Raw genomic sequence first — 15,012 nt, 5'->3', positions numbered from 1 at the left:
TAAAAAATGAAAATAGCATTGGTAGGTTACGGGAAAATGGGAAAAATCATCGATGAGATCTCCCAAAGTCGTGGCCACGAAGTCGTAGCAAAATTACGAGAAACACCAACTCTTGAAAACCTGAATCATCCCGATGTGGTCATAGAGTTTTCCAATCCGGAAGTCGCCTTTCAAAACATAAAAACATGCCTGGAAAATAAAATCCCTGTCATCTGTGGAACAACCGGATGGCTGGAGCAAAAACGGGAAATCGAAAAAATAGCACTGGAAAATAACACCGCTTTTTTATACGGATCCAACTTCAGTCTGGGCGTCAATCTTTTTTTTGCACTCAACGAAAATCTGGCTAAAATGATGAGCAGATTCTCTGAATACAATTGCCAGCTGGAAGAGATCCATCACATCCATAAACTGGATGCACCAAGCGGAACAGCCATTTCTTTGGCAGAAGGAATCATTAATCATTCAAACTTCGAAGCTTGGAAACTGGACGAAACCAAACAAAAAGAATTGGGGATTTTCGCCATCCGTGAAGATGAAGTTCCTGGAACACACAGCGTTTTCTACAAGTCAGAAGTGGATGAGATCGAGATCAAACATACCGCTTACAACAGAAATGGATTTGCTTTAGGCGCAGTAGTTGCCTCAGAATGGATCGTTGGTAAAAAAGGCATTTTTGCTATGAAAGATGTTTTAGGTCTCTAAATTTTGAATTCAATGCTTCCTCTAAGATCAAGGAAAAATTTATTTCAAGCGTTGAGGAATTAATTTCTGTAACAAAAACCGCACTTCAAAAACTAATTATAAAAAAAAAACTGCAATAAGCTGACAGCCAATTGCCAAAAGACAAAATATGAATTACATCATTACCTATGCCGTTTATGTGCTCATCATCAGTGTTTTGATGGGACTTACAACTTGGAAGTTATTCAAGAAAATGGGCTACAATCCATTGTTTTCTTTCGTTCCTTTCTATAATTATTTTATCATTCTTAAGGAAACAGAGCATCCAAAATGGTGGGCAATTTTATCTTATTTGCCAATTGTTGGTCCTATCATGATGTCGGCTTTCCACATTTTCCTGATGAAAAAATTTGGGAAAAGAGGCGCGCTTAATGGGCTGCTGACTGTCATTCTTCCATTCATTTTTATGGCGACTGTCAATTACAGCAAAGATCCACAGATCGAAACCGACGAAGAGGAAGAAGAAAGCAAAAAGAAAGAAACATTCTTGGGTTCAGTCACTTTCGCTGTCGTTTTTGCCACCATCATACATGCTTTTATCACACAGCCTTTTGGGATTCCTACAGGATCTATGGAAAGAACACTGCTTGTAGGTGATTTTCTTTTTGTCAATAAATGGGCGTACGGTTACAGAATGCCGATGAGACCTGTGGCGTTACCATTTCTGCAGGGAACTATCTTTGATTCTGGACAGAAAGGTAACCCAAAAGACGACCCAAAATCTTATGTGGATGCTGTGAAATTGCCATATTTGAGGATTCCTGGTTATGATGAGATCAAGCGATATGACATCGTGGTTTTCAACTATCCGCAGGATTCTGTTCATACAGCAATAGACAGAAAAGATCCCTATGTGAAAAGATGTATAGGAACTCCCGGAGACGTCATCGAGTTTCGTGCGGGAAGATTATTTGTGAACAACGCTCCTGAGAAAATTCTAGGCGATGAATATCAGCAACACGGCTATTTGGTGAAAACGGCTTCCCAATTAGACATGCCTCAACTATACAAAGCTTACGGTTTCCTTCCCGTTCAGGAAAACCAGACCAATGAGGGATTCGAGTACGCCTTCCAAGGCTTGACAGATCAGACAGCCAAAGACATCAAAGCACTTCCGGAAGTGATTGAGATGACGGAAATGGTAGAGAAGAAAGGAGAAGGTGCAGTAAGATTCAAACTGAATGCCGATAAAACAGCTTACACCAAAAATATAGACACAACCAATTCCATCTATCCAGTCAACAAACCGTGGAACCAAGATTGGTACGGACCACTCAGGATCCCGAAAAAAGGCGATGTCGTCAAGTTGGATCAGGAAACACTGCCAACATACAAATGGATCATCTCAGAATATGAGCATAACAAACTGGAGAGTAAGAACGGAAAAATCTACGTCAACGGTCAGGAAGCCAACCAATATACCATCAAACAGAATTACTATATGATGATCGGGGACAACCGCGATGCGTCGCTAGATGCCAGATATTTCGGCGTTGTACCGGAAGAAAATATCGTTGGACGCCCAATGTTTACATGGATGAGTGTAGAAGGCTTGTTTGCAGATGCCAATTCCACTTATCAGGCACCAGGGAAAAAGATCCGTTGGGACAGGATGTTCAAAGCCACCAACACAGGAGAAGCTAACAAAACATCCTACTGGTGGGTTGCGGTGATTATTTTGGTGCTGTTCTTCGGATGGGATTTCTTTGCCAACCTGTTCAAAAAGAAAAAAGAAGAAGATCAATAAGGAGGAGCTAATCCCGCTATCCGCTGTATCTTTTTTTGCTGACAAGGTTTTGCTACCATATAGAACATGTAGGCATCAGCAAAAAAAGGATGCCACTTCTATCGGGGCTATGCCATTGGTCATCCAAAATAAATAGATCACACTTTGTTGAGGTCTACAGTGCTTCAACAAAGTTTTTTTAGTTTTAACAATTATGAATAACAAGATTCTTTTACCGCTATTTTACTTGCCACCTATCTCGTGGTTCTCCGTTTTTCTGAATCCTGAAAACGAAATGACATTCGAACAGTTTGAGAATTTTCCAAAACAGACGTACAGAAACCGCACTGCAATCTATGGCGCCAACGGAAAGTTAGCTTTAATAATTCCTGTCAGACATACCGGAAAACGAGAATACAAAGACACTCAGGTCTCTTTTGCAGAAGACTGGCAAAAGCTCCATTGGAAATCCATCAAGACTGCGTACCAAAGCACACCGTATTTCGAATATTATGAAGATCAATTGAAATCGATCTTCGAAGAGCGGATTGATTCTTTATTACAATTCAATCTCAAAGCCTTGAAAGTGATCCTCAATATTCTTAAAACCGAAAAGGATTTTACCCTAACAGAAGAATATTTCAAAACCCCGGAAGCGGAAGATTACAGAACAAAATTCTCAGCCAAATCCGAATCCGAGGCAGAAATGGCACAATATTATCAGAGCTTCTCCGATAAAAATGGATTTATAAAAGATCTTTCTATTTTGGACCTGATCTGTAACATTGGCCCGGAAAGTTTGACTTATATCAAAAATATCAAATCAGTTAAATAAAAATTTAGAATGAAAAAATTATTGATAGCAGCTGCTTTTTATAGCGGTTTTGCAATGATAGCAGCGCAAGATGTTGCACCGGAAAACGACAAAGATCTCAAAACCTGGTATCATAAAGACTTCGCAACAACAAAAGTTTATGGCGTGAATACGGAGAATGCCTACAAATTTTTGGAGTCAAAAGGCCTCAAACCAAAGACTGTGATTGTGGGTGTTTTGGACAGTGGTGTAGAAGTAGATCATCCAGGATTGGTGAAAAATATGTGGAAAAACCCCAATGAAGTACCTAGCAATGGTAAAGATGATGATGGAAACGGATACGTAGACGACGTTTATGGCTGGAATTTCCTAGGTGGGAAAGATGGCGATGTCAGTATTGACAATATGGAGGTGACCCGCGTGGTGAAAAAGTATAAGCCACTCTTTGAAGGTGAAGATTCTGCTAAAAATAAAGAGAATCAAACCAAAATGCCTGAAGAATTCGCAATGTACATGAAGTCTAAAGATATTTTTACCAAAAAAGGAGAAGAAGCAAAACAAAGTCTTCAGCTTTATACAATGATCAACAACGCAATACCGGATATGGTAAAGCTGTTGAACGGTAAAAATCTGACCAAGGAAACTTTAGCCGGCATCAAACCAGCAACCCAGCAGGATGCAATGGCGATGCAGGTTCTTTCCCAGGTTTCAAACGATCCTCAGGTGGCAGGAAAGCCAGCTGCCGAAGTAGAAAAGTACCTTAAAAATCAGATGAAAGAAGCTTTAGATTATTTCACGCCTCAGGCCGAGAAAGGTTTCAACCTCGATTTTGATCCAAGATCATCAATTGTAGGTGATAACTACGATGATTATGCTGAGAAAAGCTATGGTAACAACCATTACGAAGGCCCAGATGCAAAGCACGGAACACACGTTGCAGGGATCATTGCTGGATTGGTAAATGGATCAGAAAACCAATATGGTGTGGCGTCAAGAGTAGCCAAGATTATGACCGTGAGAGCAGTTCCAGACGGAGACGAGAGAGACAAAGATGTAGCAAATGCCGTACGTTATGCTGTGGATAATGGTGCGAAAATCCTTAATATGAGTTTTGGAAAACCAGTTTCGCCGGGTAAAAATGTGGTTTGGGATGCATTCAGATATGCAGAAAGCAAAGGTGTCCTTTTGGTAAAAGCAGCAGGAAATGAAAACGAAGATATTGCTGAACACCAGTATTTTCCAACCAATTTCAAAGCACAGACGGATGAGAAGCCCTTCATCCATAATATGATCGTTGTAGGTGCTAATACCAATGATGCTGCAATGCTGAAAGCAAGTTTCTCCAACTACGACGCAAAAATGGTAGATGTCTTTGCACCAGGTGATAAGATCTACTCGACTGTTCCAGATGGTAAGTACGAATATTTGCAGGGAACTTCTATGGCATCGCCTGTAGTGGCTGGTGCTGCTGCGGTATTGTTGGCTTATATGCCAAATCTAAAGCCAGATCAGATCATCGAAGCTTTGGTAAAAACGTCCAATGCCAATACGACCAATGGATTCGATAAATTATCAAGATCTGCAGGGGTGATAGATGTGGCAAAAGCGGCGGAATATGCATATTCTAATTTTTATAAGTCTAATGCATCAGTAAAATCTACAAAAAAGGCAAAAAAAAAGTCATCTAAATCGGTACATCAAAGTAAACTTTAATTGGATTTCTTTTTTACAGTTATAAAAAATCTGAGATTAATCTCAGATTTTTTGTTTTTTTATTTTTGGCATAATTTTTTATAATATCTTAGTATTAATTTTAAAACTATGAAAAAAACACTTTTCTTAGGACTTATAGGTGCTTCACTACTAGCAGCATCTTGTTCTTCAAACAAAACTGGAGTGTCTGCAGGACAGGCTCAAACATTGAGATCTGAAGTGATGAATCTTAAAGGCCAGTGGGACATTTCTAATATTGATTACAACAAAGAATACAGCGTGAAGCCCTTTGACGAAGGTGTGATGATAAGCTGCTTTATTGGCAGTTCTTGGACTTTGGTCCCTAATAACAGTACTGGGACCTACAATCTACACGGCAGCACAGCTTGCCCGGAAAGAACGCAGGCCATCACATTTAGTGTAGATAAAAATAACGTCGTGTCTATTAAAAAAGTAGCGGAAGGCGAAAAAGCAAAAAAAGTGACTGCAGGTTACCAGCTAATTTTAGAGAATCCAGCCGCTGATAGCTTTACATTAGTTCAATCTGTCAATGCTAATGGATCGCCAATGCAAATCAGATATAATTTTGTAAGAACTGGTAAATAAACTATAAAACAATTAAAATGAAACTAAATAAAATAAATATCGCTGCTTTTATGATCTCAGGATCACTTCTGATTACAAGTTGCGAAGCTGTTCAAAACGCAAACAACACTCAAAAAGGTGCCGCCATTGGTACAGCTGCTGGTGCAGTTTTGGGTGGTATTTTAGGTAATAACATCGGGAAAGGCGGCAATGCTCCGTTAGGCGCTGTGCTAGGTGGTGTTGTGGGTGGCGTTGCCGGCGGTGTGATTGGTAACAAAATGGACAAACAGGCGAAAGAAATAAAAGAAGTTTTGCCAGGTGCAGAGGTTGAAAGAGTAGGGGAAGGTATCAAAGTGACTTTACACGAGAATACCGTTAATTTTGATTTCAACTCATCCACTTTGACAACGGTTGCAAAAACAAATCTTGAAAAACTAGTGACCGTTCTTAAGAATAACCCAGATACCAATATCAATATTTACGGTTATACAGATAGTGTTGGCAGTGATTCTTACAACCTGACATTATCAGACAAAAGAGCTGCTTCTGTAAAAAGTTATTTTTCGTCTGCTGGTGTAGCTTCTACAAGACTTTTCCCACAAGGGATGGGAGAAGCTAATCCAGTTGCTAACAACGATACAGATGCTGGAAGAGCACAAAACAGACGTGTAGAATTTGCGATTACAGCAAATGAGAAGATGATAAATGATGCAAAAGCAAATTAATATTCATTCATTTAACAATAAATAATAAACCGCAATTTGCGGTTTTTTTATTTTAATGCTACTTTTGTAAAATTATTAAACATTTGATGAAAAACTATTTAAAATTAATACGAGTAGAACAATGGGTTAAGAATTTATTTGTTTTTGCTCCATTATTTTTTTCAGGGAATATCACAAATCCGCATTTGGTCTACCAAAGTATTTTTGCGTTTTTGGTTTTCTCATTCACTGCAAGTTCTATTTATATCATCAATGATTATTTTGATATTGAATCGGATAAAAAACATCCAGAAAAGAAAAACCGTCCATTAGCAAGCGGCGTAGTTTCCAAAAGAAGTGCTGTACTTTTGTTTGCATTTTTGATCTTACTGGCGATCGCTTCTATTTTTACAGGAAATTATATTTTCCAAACCAACTTTTGGAAATTTGGTGTGATCATCGCATTTTATTTTGTGATGAATCTTTTCTACACCTTCAAACTGAAGCAGGTAGCCATTGTAGATATCTGTATTATCGCCATTGGATTTGTCCTAAGGGTTTTGGCCGGAGGCTATGTTACCGGCATTATTGTGACAAATTGGGCTATTCTTTTGACCTTTGTTTTGGCTTTAGTTTTAGCGATTGGTAAAAGAAGAGGCGAATTGATCAATGCCCAGGTCTCCGGAAAAACAAGAAAGGCTTTGGATGGTTACAATGTTCAGTTTGCAGATATCGCGCTCTCCATCAGTTGTACATTGGCCATCATCTGTTACCTGATGTTTACATTGTCACCAGAAGTCCAGGCAAGATTTCACCCAAGGGTTTTTTATACTGTGATTTTTGTGGTGTTCGCATTCTTAAGATATCTGCAGCAAACACTGGTTTACAACAAAACCGAATCACCTACCAAGATAGTCTATAAAGACAGGTATATCCAAGTAACAATTGTTCTTTGGGTCATCGTTTTCCTTTTACAGATCTATTTTAAAAAGTAAAAATAACGGCTAAAAATTAATATGATTGCTCGCCATCTCATAATTGAAAGGCCTTTCTATTATTTGTTAGATTTACGCCTTTGTGTACCTTAAAACGGGCGCAGTTAAAAAAAACACTTTGTGAAGTTCGCGTTAAAAATCGGCATTATGATGAATAACGGATAATCACATCAATTAAAAATAATACACAATGATGAAGATATTATGGAGGTCAAATTTTATTTCTAAAAAAAACAACAATTAACAGATGAAACCGAATTTTGTACAAAAAGTGACCAATTGGGGCAATTTTCCCGTGGTAGAAAAGGAAATAAGGTCAGACGATTCTGTTTCTAAAATCAAACAATTTGTAGAAGATCATAACGAAGTGATCGCCCGAGGAAATGGCCGTTGCTACGGCGATGCCTCTCTCGGCGAACATATATTCTCCACAAAAAGACTTAATAAATTCATATCTTTTGACAGGTTAAACGGCGTGATCGAGTGTGAGGCCGGCGTTCTTTTGTCAGAAGTTTTGGAAGTGGCTGTTCCGCAAGGCTATTTCCTGTATGTGACACCCGGAACCAAATATATTTCCGTCGGAGGTGCCATCGCATCTGATGTCCATGGGAAAAACCACCACGCAGAAGGTTGCTTTTCAGAATATGTGACCGAGTTCAAAATGGTGGACGAAAATGCCGCAGTCCTTACCTGTTCAAGAGAAGAAAACCAAGATAAATTCTGGGCAACAATCGGCGGAATGGGTTTGACGGGGATTATCCTTTCTGCCAAATTCAAATTGAAAAATATAGAATCTGCCTACATCAGGCAGGAAAGCATCAAAGCCGAAAATCTGGATGAGGTGTTCCGGTTGTTTGATGAGAGCGAGGATTGGACCTATAACGTAGCTTGGATCGATTGTTTCCAAAAAGGTAAAGACTTAGGAAGATCTATCCTGATGCGAGGCGAACATGCTTTGAAAGCAGAATTACCATCCAGCCTTCAAAAGAAAACCCTGAAGCTGAAAGAGAAACCCAAACCCACAATCCCGTTTTATTTCCCCGGATTTGTCCTTAATTCTTTAAGTATTAAGATTTTCAATTTCCTTTTTTATAACAAACAGACCAAGAAGCAACTCAATAATTTTATAGATTACGAGACCTTTTTCTATCCTTTGGATGTCATCAATGATTGGAATAAGATCTACGGGAAAAGTGGATTCATCCAATACCAAATGGTCATCCCGAAGGAAAACGGACAAGAAGGAATGAGGCAAATCCTTGATACCATCGCGAAAAGTGGAAACGGCTCTTTTTTGGCTGTTCTAAAACTTTTTGGGAAAAATAATCCGCAGGCTTACAACTCTTTCCCAATGGAAGGGTACACTTTGGCGTTGGATTTCAAGGTCAACAAAGGTTTGGAAAAACTAGTCGATCAATTGGATTCCATAGTAGAGGATTTCGGAGGAAGAATTTATTTGACCAAAGACAGTATGAGCCGGTCATCGCTTACAAATTACCTTCAGAACGTTGATTCATCCAAGTTTGTGTCGCTTCAGCATAAAAGAATCATTAGTGGTGGAAATTAAACGCAAGCTACGCAAAGATGATCTCTATATTGAGAATCGTCGATACGCAATGACGCGTTACTCATCAAAAACACAATACAACTAAAACTTAGCGCTCCTGCGTTTAATCATATGATCATATTAGGTAGTAATTCCGAAGTGGCGCAGGCATTCGTAGAAGAATGTCTCGCAAAAGGCGAAAAATTTCAGACCATTTATCTCCTGAGTTCCAATCCAGAAACGACGGCGAAATTTGCTGGTCATATTCAGGTCAAGTTTTTTCAGCATTCACAGATCATTTCACTGGATCTGATGAATGATATTGATTACAAAACTTTGGAAAACATCCATTCTGACGTCTTGTTTTGTGCCGCCGGCTACCTTGGTTCCGGTACAGAAGAAGGACTTTACGATGACGAGAATACGGAAAGGATTATTGATGTGAATTACGCCAAATTAGTACCTGTGCTCAATTTTTTCGCCCAGAAAATGGAATCGAAAAGAACCGGAACAATGATCGTTTTGTCTTCTGTTGCAGGCGAAAGAGGGCGACAAAGTAATTTTATCTACGGCTCTGCAAAAGCGGCATTAACCGCTTATTTGAGTGGCCTTAGAAATTATCTTTTTGATAAGAGAGTACACGTCCTCACGGTGAAACCAGGCTTTATGGATACCAAAATGACGGAAGGTTTACCGCTGAATCCAGCTTTGAATGCTTCGCCCAAAAAAGCCGCCGCTGCGATTTATAAAGCTTTTAAAAATAAAAAGGACGTCGCTTACGTTTTACCTATTTGGGCCATCATTATGCTGATTATCAGAAATATTCCTGAGTTTATTTTTAAGAAACTAAAGCTTTAAAAAAACATACAATCATTGATGAAAAAACTATATTTATTCGATTTCGATGGAACGCTTACGCACAAAGACACGATGTTCATGTTTTTGAAGTTTTATGATCCTGCAAGATTTTCTGCTCAGTTTCTGAAACATGTGCCGCTGTTTATTTTATTAAAATTGAAACTAGCCAATGCAGAAGCGGTGAAGAAAAGTTTCATTTCATCAATGTTAAAAGGAGAATCAAGATACTATATCGATAAAAAAGCAAAACAGTTCTTTGAAGAGCATTATCCAAGTCTGTTCAGAGAAAACGCTTTGGATTTTATCAGTAACATAGACAGAAAATATACAGAATCTTATATTGTGTCGGCATCTTTGGATATTTGGGTGAAACCATTTGCTGAGAAATTTAATATGACTTTATTGGCCACAAAAGCAGAGTTTTCCAATGGTGTTTTCACAGGAAAATTTGATGGCAAAAACTGTAACAAGGAAGAAAAAGTCAACAGAATAAAGGTGGAAATTGGTGATAGAAAATTCGATAAAATCATTGCTTTTGGAGACACCTCCGGAGATAAGGCCATGTTTGAGTTTGCTAATGAATCCCATTACCGATTTTTTCACTAATTTAGTCCCTTAATTTCTCGAACTTTTTTCGGCTTCAAAAATTAATTTAAAATGGAAAGAATTTATCTGGATAATGCTGCAACTACGCCTCTCGACGATGAGGTGATAGACTGTATGGTGAATGTGTTAAAATTCAATTACGGCAATCCGTCGTCCACGCACAGCCTTGGACAGGAGGCCAAAACCATTTTGGAGGAAGTAAGGCGCAAGATTGCAGAATCTCTGAAAGTGACACCTGGAGAGATCGTTTTCACCTCTTGTGGAACCGAATCCAATAATATGATCATCAAATCGGCGGTCAATTATCTCGGTGTGGAAAGAATCATCACTTCGGCCTTGGAACACAAATGTGTGGCCGAAACCTGTCTTGAAATGAAAAAACTGAAAGGTGTGGAATTGGTTTATCTGAGACCAAAGTCCAACGGTGATTTCGATTTGAATCAATTAGAATCAGCGCTCAAAGCCTCTGATAAAAAAACATTGGTAACATTGATGCACGCCAACAACGAGATTGGGAATATTCTGGATATCAATAAAGTGGCGCATCTTTGCAAAGACTATCAGGCTCTTTTCCATTCCGATACCGTTCAGACGATGGCACATATGGATTTGGATTTTTCTAAAATCCCTGTTGATTTTGCCTCTTGCAGTGCCCATAAATTTCACGGGCCAAAGGGTTCCGGTTTTGCATTCGTCAGAAAATCATCCGGATTGAAGGGGATTATCACAGGTGGACCACAAGAAAGATCTTTACGCGCAGGCACAGAAAACGTAACTGGAATCGCAGGATTAGGAAAGGCCTGGGAGATCTCACAGGAAAAAATGGAAGATTACAAGAACCATATTCTTGACATCAAGCATTACGCCATCCAGCAATTGACAGAAAAAATTGCCGGAATCAAGTTCAATGGGAGAAGTGCTGATGATGAAAGTCTGTACACAGTTCTGAATGTTTTGCTGCCGTATAAAAATCCATTGATTGGTTTGCAGCTGGATATGAAAGGCATCGCCATTTCACAAGGAAGTGCTTGTAGTTCTGGAGCGTCCAAACCTTCTATGGTATTGATGTCTGTCTTATCAGAAGACGACTTGGACAATAAGACGCCTTTAAGAGTGTCGTTCAGCCATTATACGAAAAAATCAGATATAGATGCATTGGTGAGTGCTTTGGAAGACATAGGAAACCCATTCGTTATAGAAAAAGCTGATAGTTTACATAGATAATCAACAGAATATAATAGAATATAAATTGTGTAAATTTGTATTATAAAATTAATTAAAGAACAAGAAATCATGGCAGTAGAAATTACAGATCAATCCTTTCAGGAAGCAGTATTAAATTCAGATAAACCAGTTTTAGTTGACTTTTGGGCAGCTTGGTGTGGGCCTTGCAGAATGCTGGGACCAATCATTGAGGAGATCGCAAACGATTTTGAAGGTAGAGCAGTCGTTGGGAAAGTAGATGTTGACAACAACCAACAGATCTCTGTAGATTATGGGATTAGAAATATCCCGACGGTTTTGATCTTCAAAAATGGAGAAGTAGTAGATAAAATAGTAGGAGTTTCGCCAAAAGAGGTGATCGCTGAGAAGCTAAGTGCTTACTTATAAAAAATTAATACAATTGAAAATGAACGCTTTTCCTATTGAGAAGCGTTTTTTTTTGATTAAAATTTGCAGTTCTGGATTATTGTTGTATTTTTGCAACCACAATAAACGACGATAGTTTTCTTGGTTTGTTGGGCAAGAGATCCGGTAGTTCAGCTGGTTAGAATGCCGCCCTGTCACGGCGGAGGTCGCGGGTTCGAGTCCCGTCCGGATCGCAACTACAATATCAATGTAGTACAAAAAGCTTTAAAACGTATGTTTTAAAGCTTTTTTTTGTTTTATGTCTGTTCAAAGAGAACTAAAAAAGCACAATCTGAAAGTGACCTATTCAGTGACCTGTTAAAGCAGGTGTAAAAAGGTCACTGAAAATTCAGAGAAACCCTTTTCAGTCGCTAGTTCAGCAATTGAATATCTTGTGATAAGTTTTTGCTAAGATTAATTTTAAATCTCAAAAGCTAAACGAAATGAACAAGACATTCAATTTACTTTTCTATGTGAAAAAAGCTAAAATCAATTCTGTAGGAGAGTCTCCTATATATTTACGAATTACAATTGATGGGAAAATATCCGAGGTCAGTACAAAACGTACATTAAAGCCTTCAAAATGGAACTCTGCAATGCAGAAGGTTAGCGGCTCTTCAGAAGAATGCAGATCACTTAATTTTTATCTGAAAACATTTGAGCAGAAAGTTTATGATTCCTATCATGAACTAATCAGAGATAAGGAAACAGTATCTTCTGAGGCTCTTAAAAATAAGGTAGTAGGTAGAGGTGAACTGACCAGAACACTCATTCCTGTTTTTCAGGATCACAATGATCGAATGGAAAAACTGATTGTAAAAGAATTTGCCCAAGGAACATTAACCCGTTATAAGACCTGTCTAAAGCATACCAAAGATTTCTTGAAATGGAAATACAGTGTTGCCGACGTTGAAATTAAAAAGATTGATTACGCCTTTCTGAACGATTTTGAATTTTTTTTAAGAACCGAAAGATCCTGTAACAATAATTCTGCAGTAAAGTATATCAAGAATTTTGGTAAGATCATTCGTATCTGTCTTGCAAATGGATGGATGGAGCGAGACCCTTTTATGAACTATCATTCTAAGTTCAATGAAGTGACAAGAATGTTCCTTAATGAAAAGGAAGTAGAACTGCTTTTTGACAAAGATTTTAAAAATGAGAGATTGTCTTTGGTAAGAGATATTTTTCTGTTCAGCTGTTTCACCGGATTGGCGTATATTGATACTCAAAAACTAACATACCAAAATATCAATTTAGGACTTGATGGTTCTCAATGGATCTATACCAAACGTCAGAAAACTAAAACTACTTCTAATATTCCCTTGCTTTCTCAAACAGAGAAAATTATTGAAAAGTATAGAAATCACCCTGTATGTCTTAATACTGGAAAGTTGCTTCCTATTCTTAGTAATCAAAAAATGAATGCATATCTTAAAGAGATTGCTGACCTGTGCGGAATTAACAAAGAATTGACCTATCATATTGCACGCCATACTTTTGCAACAACGATCACTTTATCTAACGGGGTTTCAATTGAAAGTGTGAGTAAAATGCTAGGTCATAAGAGTATTAAGACAACACAGCATTATGCCAAAATACTTGATGAAAAAGTCAGTGAGGATATGATGGAATTGAAACAGAAATTTATTGATAAAAAGAAAATTGCAATAAGTTGTTAGGTTATTTGGGTTGACTGAAGGATTCTTATTTTTATTAATTATTTGAAAATCACTGAGAATATGGAATTATGTGATGTGACTTTTGTACAAAAACTTATTTCTAGGCAGCCAATTTCGTGTTCCTGTGGATAAGGCTCTGTAAATGAATATTGGTTCTTCTTTTGAAACTTTTATTCTACAATCAACATGTAATCTTCGCTTTGTGGCTATTGATGTCATTACACTGGCATTTTATTTGTTTCTTTTCATCAAAATCACATTATGGCAGACAATAAATCAAAAAAAGACCAGCGTGACCGCAGCCAGGTCAGTGGTTCTGAAAATTATGAAATTCAATATTTCAAAGATAAACTGGGCGTAAGCTCACAGGCAGTAACCGGAGCAATCCGGGCAACGGGGTCTAATGACCGCAAGACACTTGAAGCTTATTTAAAAGATAAGCATAAATAATAATTTAAAAAGCAAACAGCAAACAGCAGAAAGCTTTTTAATGATCTGATCTTTCTGGCATTGTCAGGGAGATTTTTTTTGTTAAAGAAATTAATATGAGCTTATCAAAATATCATAAAAAAAGATCAGAAGACAAAACACCTGAACCCTTCGGCGGTGTTCCGTCAGGAAAAGAATTGAGATTTGTCGTTCAGAAACACGATGCTTCACATTTGCATTATGATTTTCGTCTGGAAATGGATGGCGTCCTGAAAAGCTGGGCGGTACCGAAAGGGCCTTCACTGGATCCGAATATCAAAAGACTTGCGATGATGGTAGAAGATCATCCGTATGGTTAAAAAAAACATTAGAAATTGATTTATTTCCTTCATCTGATATCAATACAGAATATTTAAAAGAATGCTTTAAAAACTTAGGACATTCAAAATCTTATGATAATTTAATTGAAAAAACAACGGAAAATCCTGAACTTTGGGAGTCTTAGTTAATTAAAAGAATTGACAATACTATAAAAAAGGGAAGGTTTGCTCAAGAACTAAGTATTTTAATTGAGGGAGGGGCGCTAATTTATGGGGAATTCATTGTGCCAGGCTATATTAAAAATGCTATTACACACATTGCAAATTGTAAAAAAATTTCTATAAATGCTAAATAGTAGGCAGAAGAAAGCAGCATTTGAAATCTCTGGAAATACAATAGTAAGCGCCTCTCCAGGAACAGGTAAAACAAAAACTCTAATTGCTAGAGCACAAAAAAAACTTGAGTCTATTCCTAAACATAAGTCTTTAGCTCTTATAACTTATACAAATGCTGCCGCAGATGAAATTGCTAGTAGTGGATATGCAAATAAAAATTCCAGTATAAGTTAAGCTACATTTTGATAAATTTTGTTTTGATTATTAAACTCTTCAATAGTTTTGTATTTCAGTGTACTGTGACGTCTTTTTTTATTGTACCAAA

Annotated in this window: 16 protein-coding genes and 1 tRNA gene; all 17 read left to right on the top strand. The window is 37.8% G+C overall.

Annotated elements, in window-relative coordinates; genetic code table 11:
* Positions 1 to 6: 6 nt before the first annotated feature.
* The 17 genes from dapB to F564_RS0113395 all read left to right on the top strand — a co-directional run bounded on the left by dapB (position 7) and on the right by F564_RS0113395 (position 14,921).
* Positions 7 to 705, top strand: coding sequence for a 4-hydroxy-tetrahydrodipicolinate reductase (gene dapB / locus F564_RS0113475; protein WP_028123116.1), 699 nt, complete (start codon positions 7 to 9; stop codon positions 703 to 705).
* Between the two features lie 148 nt (positions 706 to 853).
* Positions 854 to 2,491, top strand: a complete 1,638-nt coding sequence (gene lepB / locus F564_RS0113470) for a signal peptidase I (RefSeq protein ID WP_028123115.1) — start codon at positions 854 to 856, stop codon at positions 2,489 to 2,491.
* A gap of 193 nt (positions 2,492 to 2,684) precedes the next feature.
* On the top strand, positions 2,685 to 3,305 hold the full coding sequence (locus F564_RS0113465) for a WbqC family protein (protein WP_028123114.1): 621 nt from the start codon (positions 2,685 to 2,687) through the stop codon (positions 3,303 to 3,305).
* A 9-nt stretch (positions 3,306 to 3,314) separates the two neighbouring features.
* Positions 3,315 to 4,997, top strand: a complete 1,683-nt coding sequence (locus F564_RS0113460; RefSeq protein ID WP_028123113.1) for a S8 family serine peptidase — start codon at positions 3,315 to 3,317, stop codon at positions 4,995 to 4,997.
* 108 nt (positions 4,998 to 5,105) lie between these two features.
* Positions 5,106 to 5,603: a lipocalin family protein gene (locus tag F564_RS0113455; protein ID WP_028123112.1), complete on the top strand. Its 498-nt coding sequence runs from the start codon at positions 5,106 to 5,108 to the stop codon at positions 5,601 to 5,603.
* Between the two features lie 17 nt (positions 5,604 to 5,620).
* A complete protein-coding gene (locus F564_RS0113450; RefSeq protein WP_028123111.1) occupies positions 5,621 to 6,307 on the top strand; it encodes an OmpA family protein in 687 nt (228 codons plus the stop codon).
* An 86-nt stretch (positions 6,308 to 6,393) separates the two neighbouring features.
* Positions 6,394 to 7,281, top strand: coding sequence for a decaprenyl-phosphate phosphoribosyltransferase (locus F564_RS0113445; protein ID WP_028123110.1), 888 nt, complete (start codon positions 6,394 to 6,396; stop codon positions 7,279 to 7,281).
* A gap of 247 nt (positions 7,282 to 7,528) precedes the next feature.
* A complete protein-coding gene (locus F564_RS0113440) occupies positions 7,529 to 8,848 on the top strand; it encodes an FAD-binding oxidoreductase (protein ID WP_028123109.1) in 1,320 nt (439 codons plus the stop codon).
* 111 nt (positions 8,849 to 8,959) lie between these two features.
* Positions 8,960 to 9,685: an SDR family NAD(P)-dependent oxidoreductase gene (locus F564_RS0113435; RefSeq protein WP_028123108.1), complete on the top strand. Its 726-nt coding sequence runs from the start codon at positions 8,960 to 8,962 to the stop codon at positions 9,683 to 9,685.
* A gap of 18 nt (positions 9,686 to 9,703) precedes the next feature.
* The gene (locus tag F564_RS0113430; RefSeq protein WP_028123107.1) at positions 9,704 to 10,291 is read left to right on the top strand and encodes an HAD-IB family hydrolase; all 588 of its coding nucleotides are present in this window, start codon (positions 9,704 to 9,706) and stop codon (positions 10,289 to 10,291) included.
* A gap of 51 nt (positions 10,292 to 10,342) precedes the next feature.
* Positions 10,343 to 11,515: a cysteine desulfurase family protein gene (locus F564_RS0113425; RefSeq protein ID WP_028123106.1), complete on the top strand. Its 1,173-nt coding sequence runs from the start codon at positions 10,343 to 10,345 to the stop codon at positions 11,513 to 11,515.
* 69 nt (positions 11,516 to 11,584) lie between these two features.
* Positions 11,585 to 11,902, top strand: a complete 318-nt coding sequence (gene trxA / locus F564_RS0113420) for a thioredoxin (protein ID WP_028123105.1) — start codon at positions 11,585 to 11,587, stop codon at positions 11,900 to 11,902.
* Positions 11,903 to 12,040: 138 nt separating this feature from the next.
* Positions 12,041 to 12,114: transfer RNA gene (locus F564_RS0113415), tRNA-Asp, on the top strand.
* Positions 12,115 to 12,363: 249 nt separating this feature from the next.
* Positions 12,364 to 13,602 (top strand): site-specific integrase, encoded by a 1,239-nt coding sequence (locus F564_RS0113410; RefSeq protein WP_028123104.1) that lies wholly within the window; start codon positions 12,364 to 12,366, stop codon positions 13,600 to 13,602.
* A 261-nt stretch (positions 13,603 to 13,863) separates the two neighbouring features.
* Positions 13,864 to 14,052: a DUF3606 domain-containing protein gene (locus F564_RS0113405; protein ID WP_028123103.1), complete on the top strand. Its 189-nt coding sequence runs from the start codon at positions 13,864 to 13,866 to the stop codon at positions 14,050 to 14,052.
* A gap of 95 nt (positions 14,053 to 14,147) precedes the next feature.
* Positions 14,148 to 14,390 (top strand): DNA polymerase ligase N-terminal domain-containing protein, encoded by a 243-nt coding sequence (locus F564_RS19270; protein WP_034981618.1) that lies wholly within the window; start codon positions 14,148 to 14,150, stop codon positions 14,388 to 14,390.
* Positions 14,391 to 14,696: 306 nt separating this feature from the next.
* Positions 14,697 to 14,921, top strand: a complete 225-nt coding sequence (locus F564_RS0113395; RefSeq protein ID WP_028123102.1) for a UvrD-helicase domain-containing protein — start codon at positions 14,697 to 14,699, stop codon at positions 14,919 to 14,921.
* Positions 14,922 to 15,012: the final 91 nt, after the last annotated feature.

The organism is Epilithonimonas tenax DSM 16811 (assembly GCF_000428485.1).
In the GTDB taxonomy this organism is placed as follows: domain Bacteria; phylum Bacteroidota; class Bacteroidia; order Flavobacteriales; family Weeksellaceae; genus Epilithonimonas; species Epilithonimonas tenax.
This window is presented reverse-complemented; position numbering and strand designations above follow the sequence as displayed.

What these genes read in the sequence shown, in the direction of transcription:
- dapB (WP_028123116.1), top strand. Translation starts at nt 7, where the DNA reads ATGAAAATAGCATTGGTAGGTTACGGGAAAATGGGAAAAATCATCGAT.
- lepB (WP_028123115.1), top strand. Translation starts at nt 854, where the DNA reads ATGAATTACATCATTACCTATGCCGTTTATGTGCTCATCATCAGTGTT.
- F564_RS0113465 (WP_028123114.1), top strand. Translation starts at nt 2,685, where the DNA reads ATGAATAACAAGATTCTTTTACCGCTATTTTACTTGCCACCTATCTCG.
- F564_RS0113460 (WP_028123113.1), top strand. Translation starts at nt 3,315, where the DNA reads ATGAAAAAATTATTGATAGCAGCTGCTTTTTATAGCGGTTTTGCAATG.
- F564_RS0113455 (WP_028123112.1), top strand. Translation starts at nt 5,106, where the DNA reads ATGAAAAAAACACTTTTCTTAGGACTTATAGGTGCTTCACTACTAGCA.
- F564_RS0113450 (WP_028123111.1), top strand. Translation starts at nt 5,621, where the DNA reads ATGAAACTAAATAAAATAAATATCGCTGCTTTTATGATCTCAGGATCA.
- F564_RS0113445 (WP_028123110.1), top strand. Translation starts at nt 6,394, where the DNA reads ATGAAAAACTATTTAAAATTAATACGAGTAGAACAATGGGTTAAGAAT.
- F564_RS0113440 (WP_028123109.1), top strand. Translation starts at nt 7,529, where the DNA reads ATGAAACCGAATTTTGTACAAAAAGTGACCAATTGGGGCAATTTTCCC.
- F564_RS0113435 (WP_028123108.1), top strand. Translation starts at nt 8,960, where the DNA reads ATGATCATATTAGGTAGTAATTCCGAAGTGGCGCAGGCATTCGTAGAA.
- F564_RS0113430 (WP_028123107.1), top strand. Translation starts at nt 9,704, where the DNA reads ATGAAAAAACTATATTTATTCGATTTCGATGGAACGCTTACGCACAAA.
- F564_RS0113425 (WP_028123106.1), top strand. Translation starts at nt 10,343, where the DNA reads ATGGAAAGAATTTATCTGGATAATGCTGCAACTACGCCTCTCGACGAT.
- trxA (WP_028123105.1), top strand. Translation starts at nt 11,585, where the DNA reads ATGGCAGTAGAAATTACAGATCAATCCTTTCAGGAAGCAGTATTAAAT.
- F564_RS0113410 (WP_028123104.1), top strand. Translation starts at nt 12,364, where the DNA reads ATGAACAAGACATTCAATTTACTTTTCTATGTGAAAAAAGCTAAAATC.
- F564_RS0113405 (WP_028123103.1), top strand. Translation starts at nt 13,864, where the DNA reads ATGGCAGACAATAAATCAAAAAAAGACCAGCGTGACCGCAGCCAGGTC.
- F564_RS19270 (WP_034981618.1), top strand. Translation starts at nt 14,148, where the DNA reads ATGAGCTTATCAAAATATCATAAAAAAAGATCAGAAGACAAAACACCT.
- F564_RS0113395 (WP_028123102.1), top strand. Translation starts at nt 14,697, where the DNA reads ATGCTAAATAGTAGGCAGAAGAAAGCAGCATTTGAAATCTCTGGAAAT.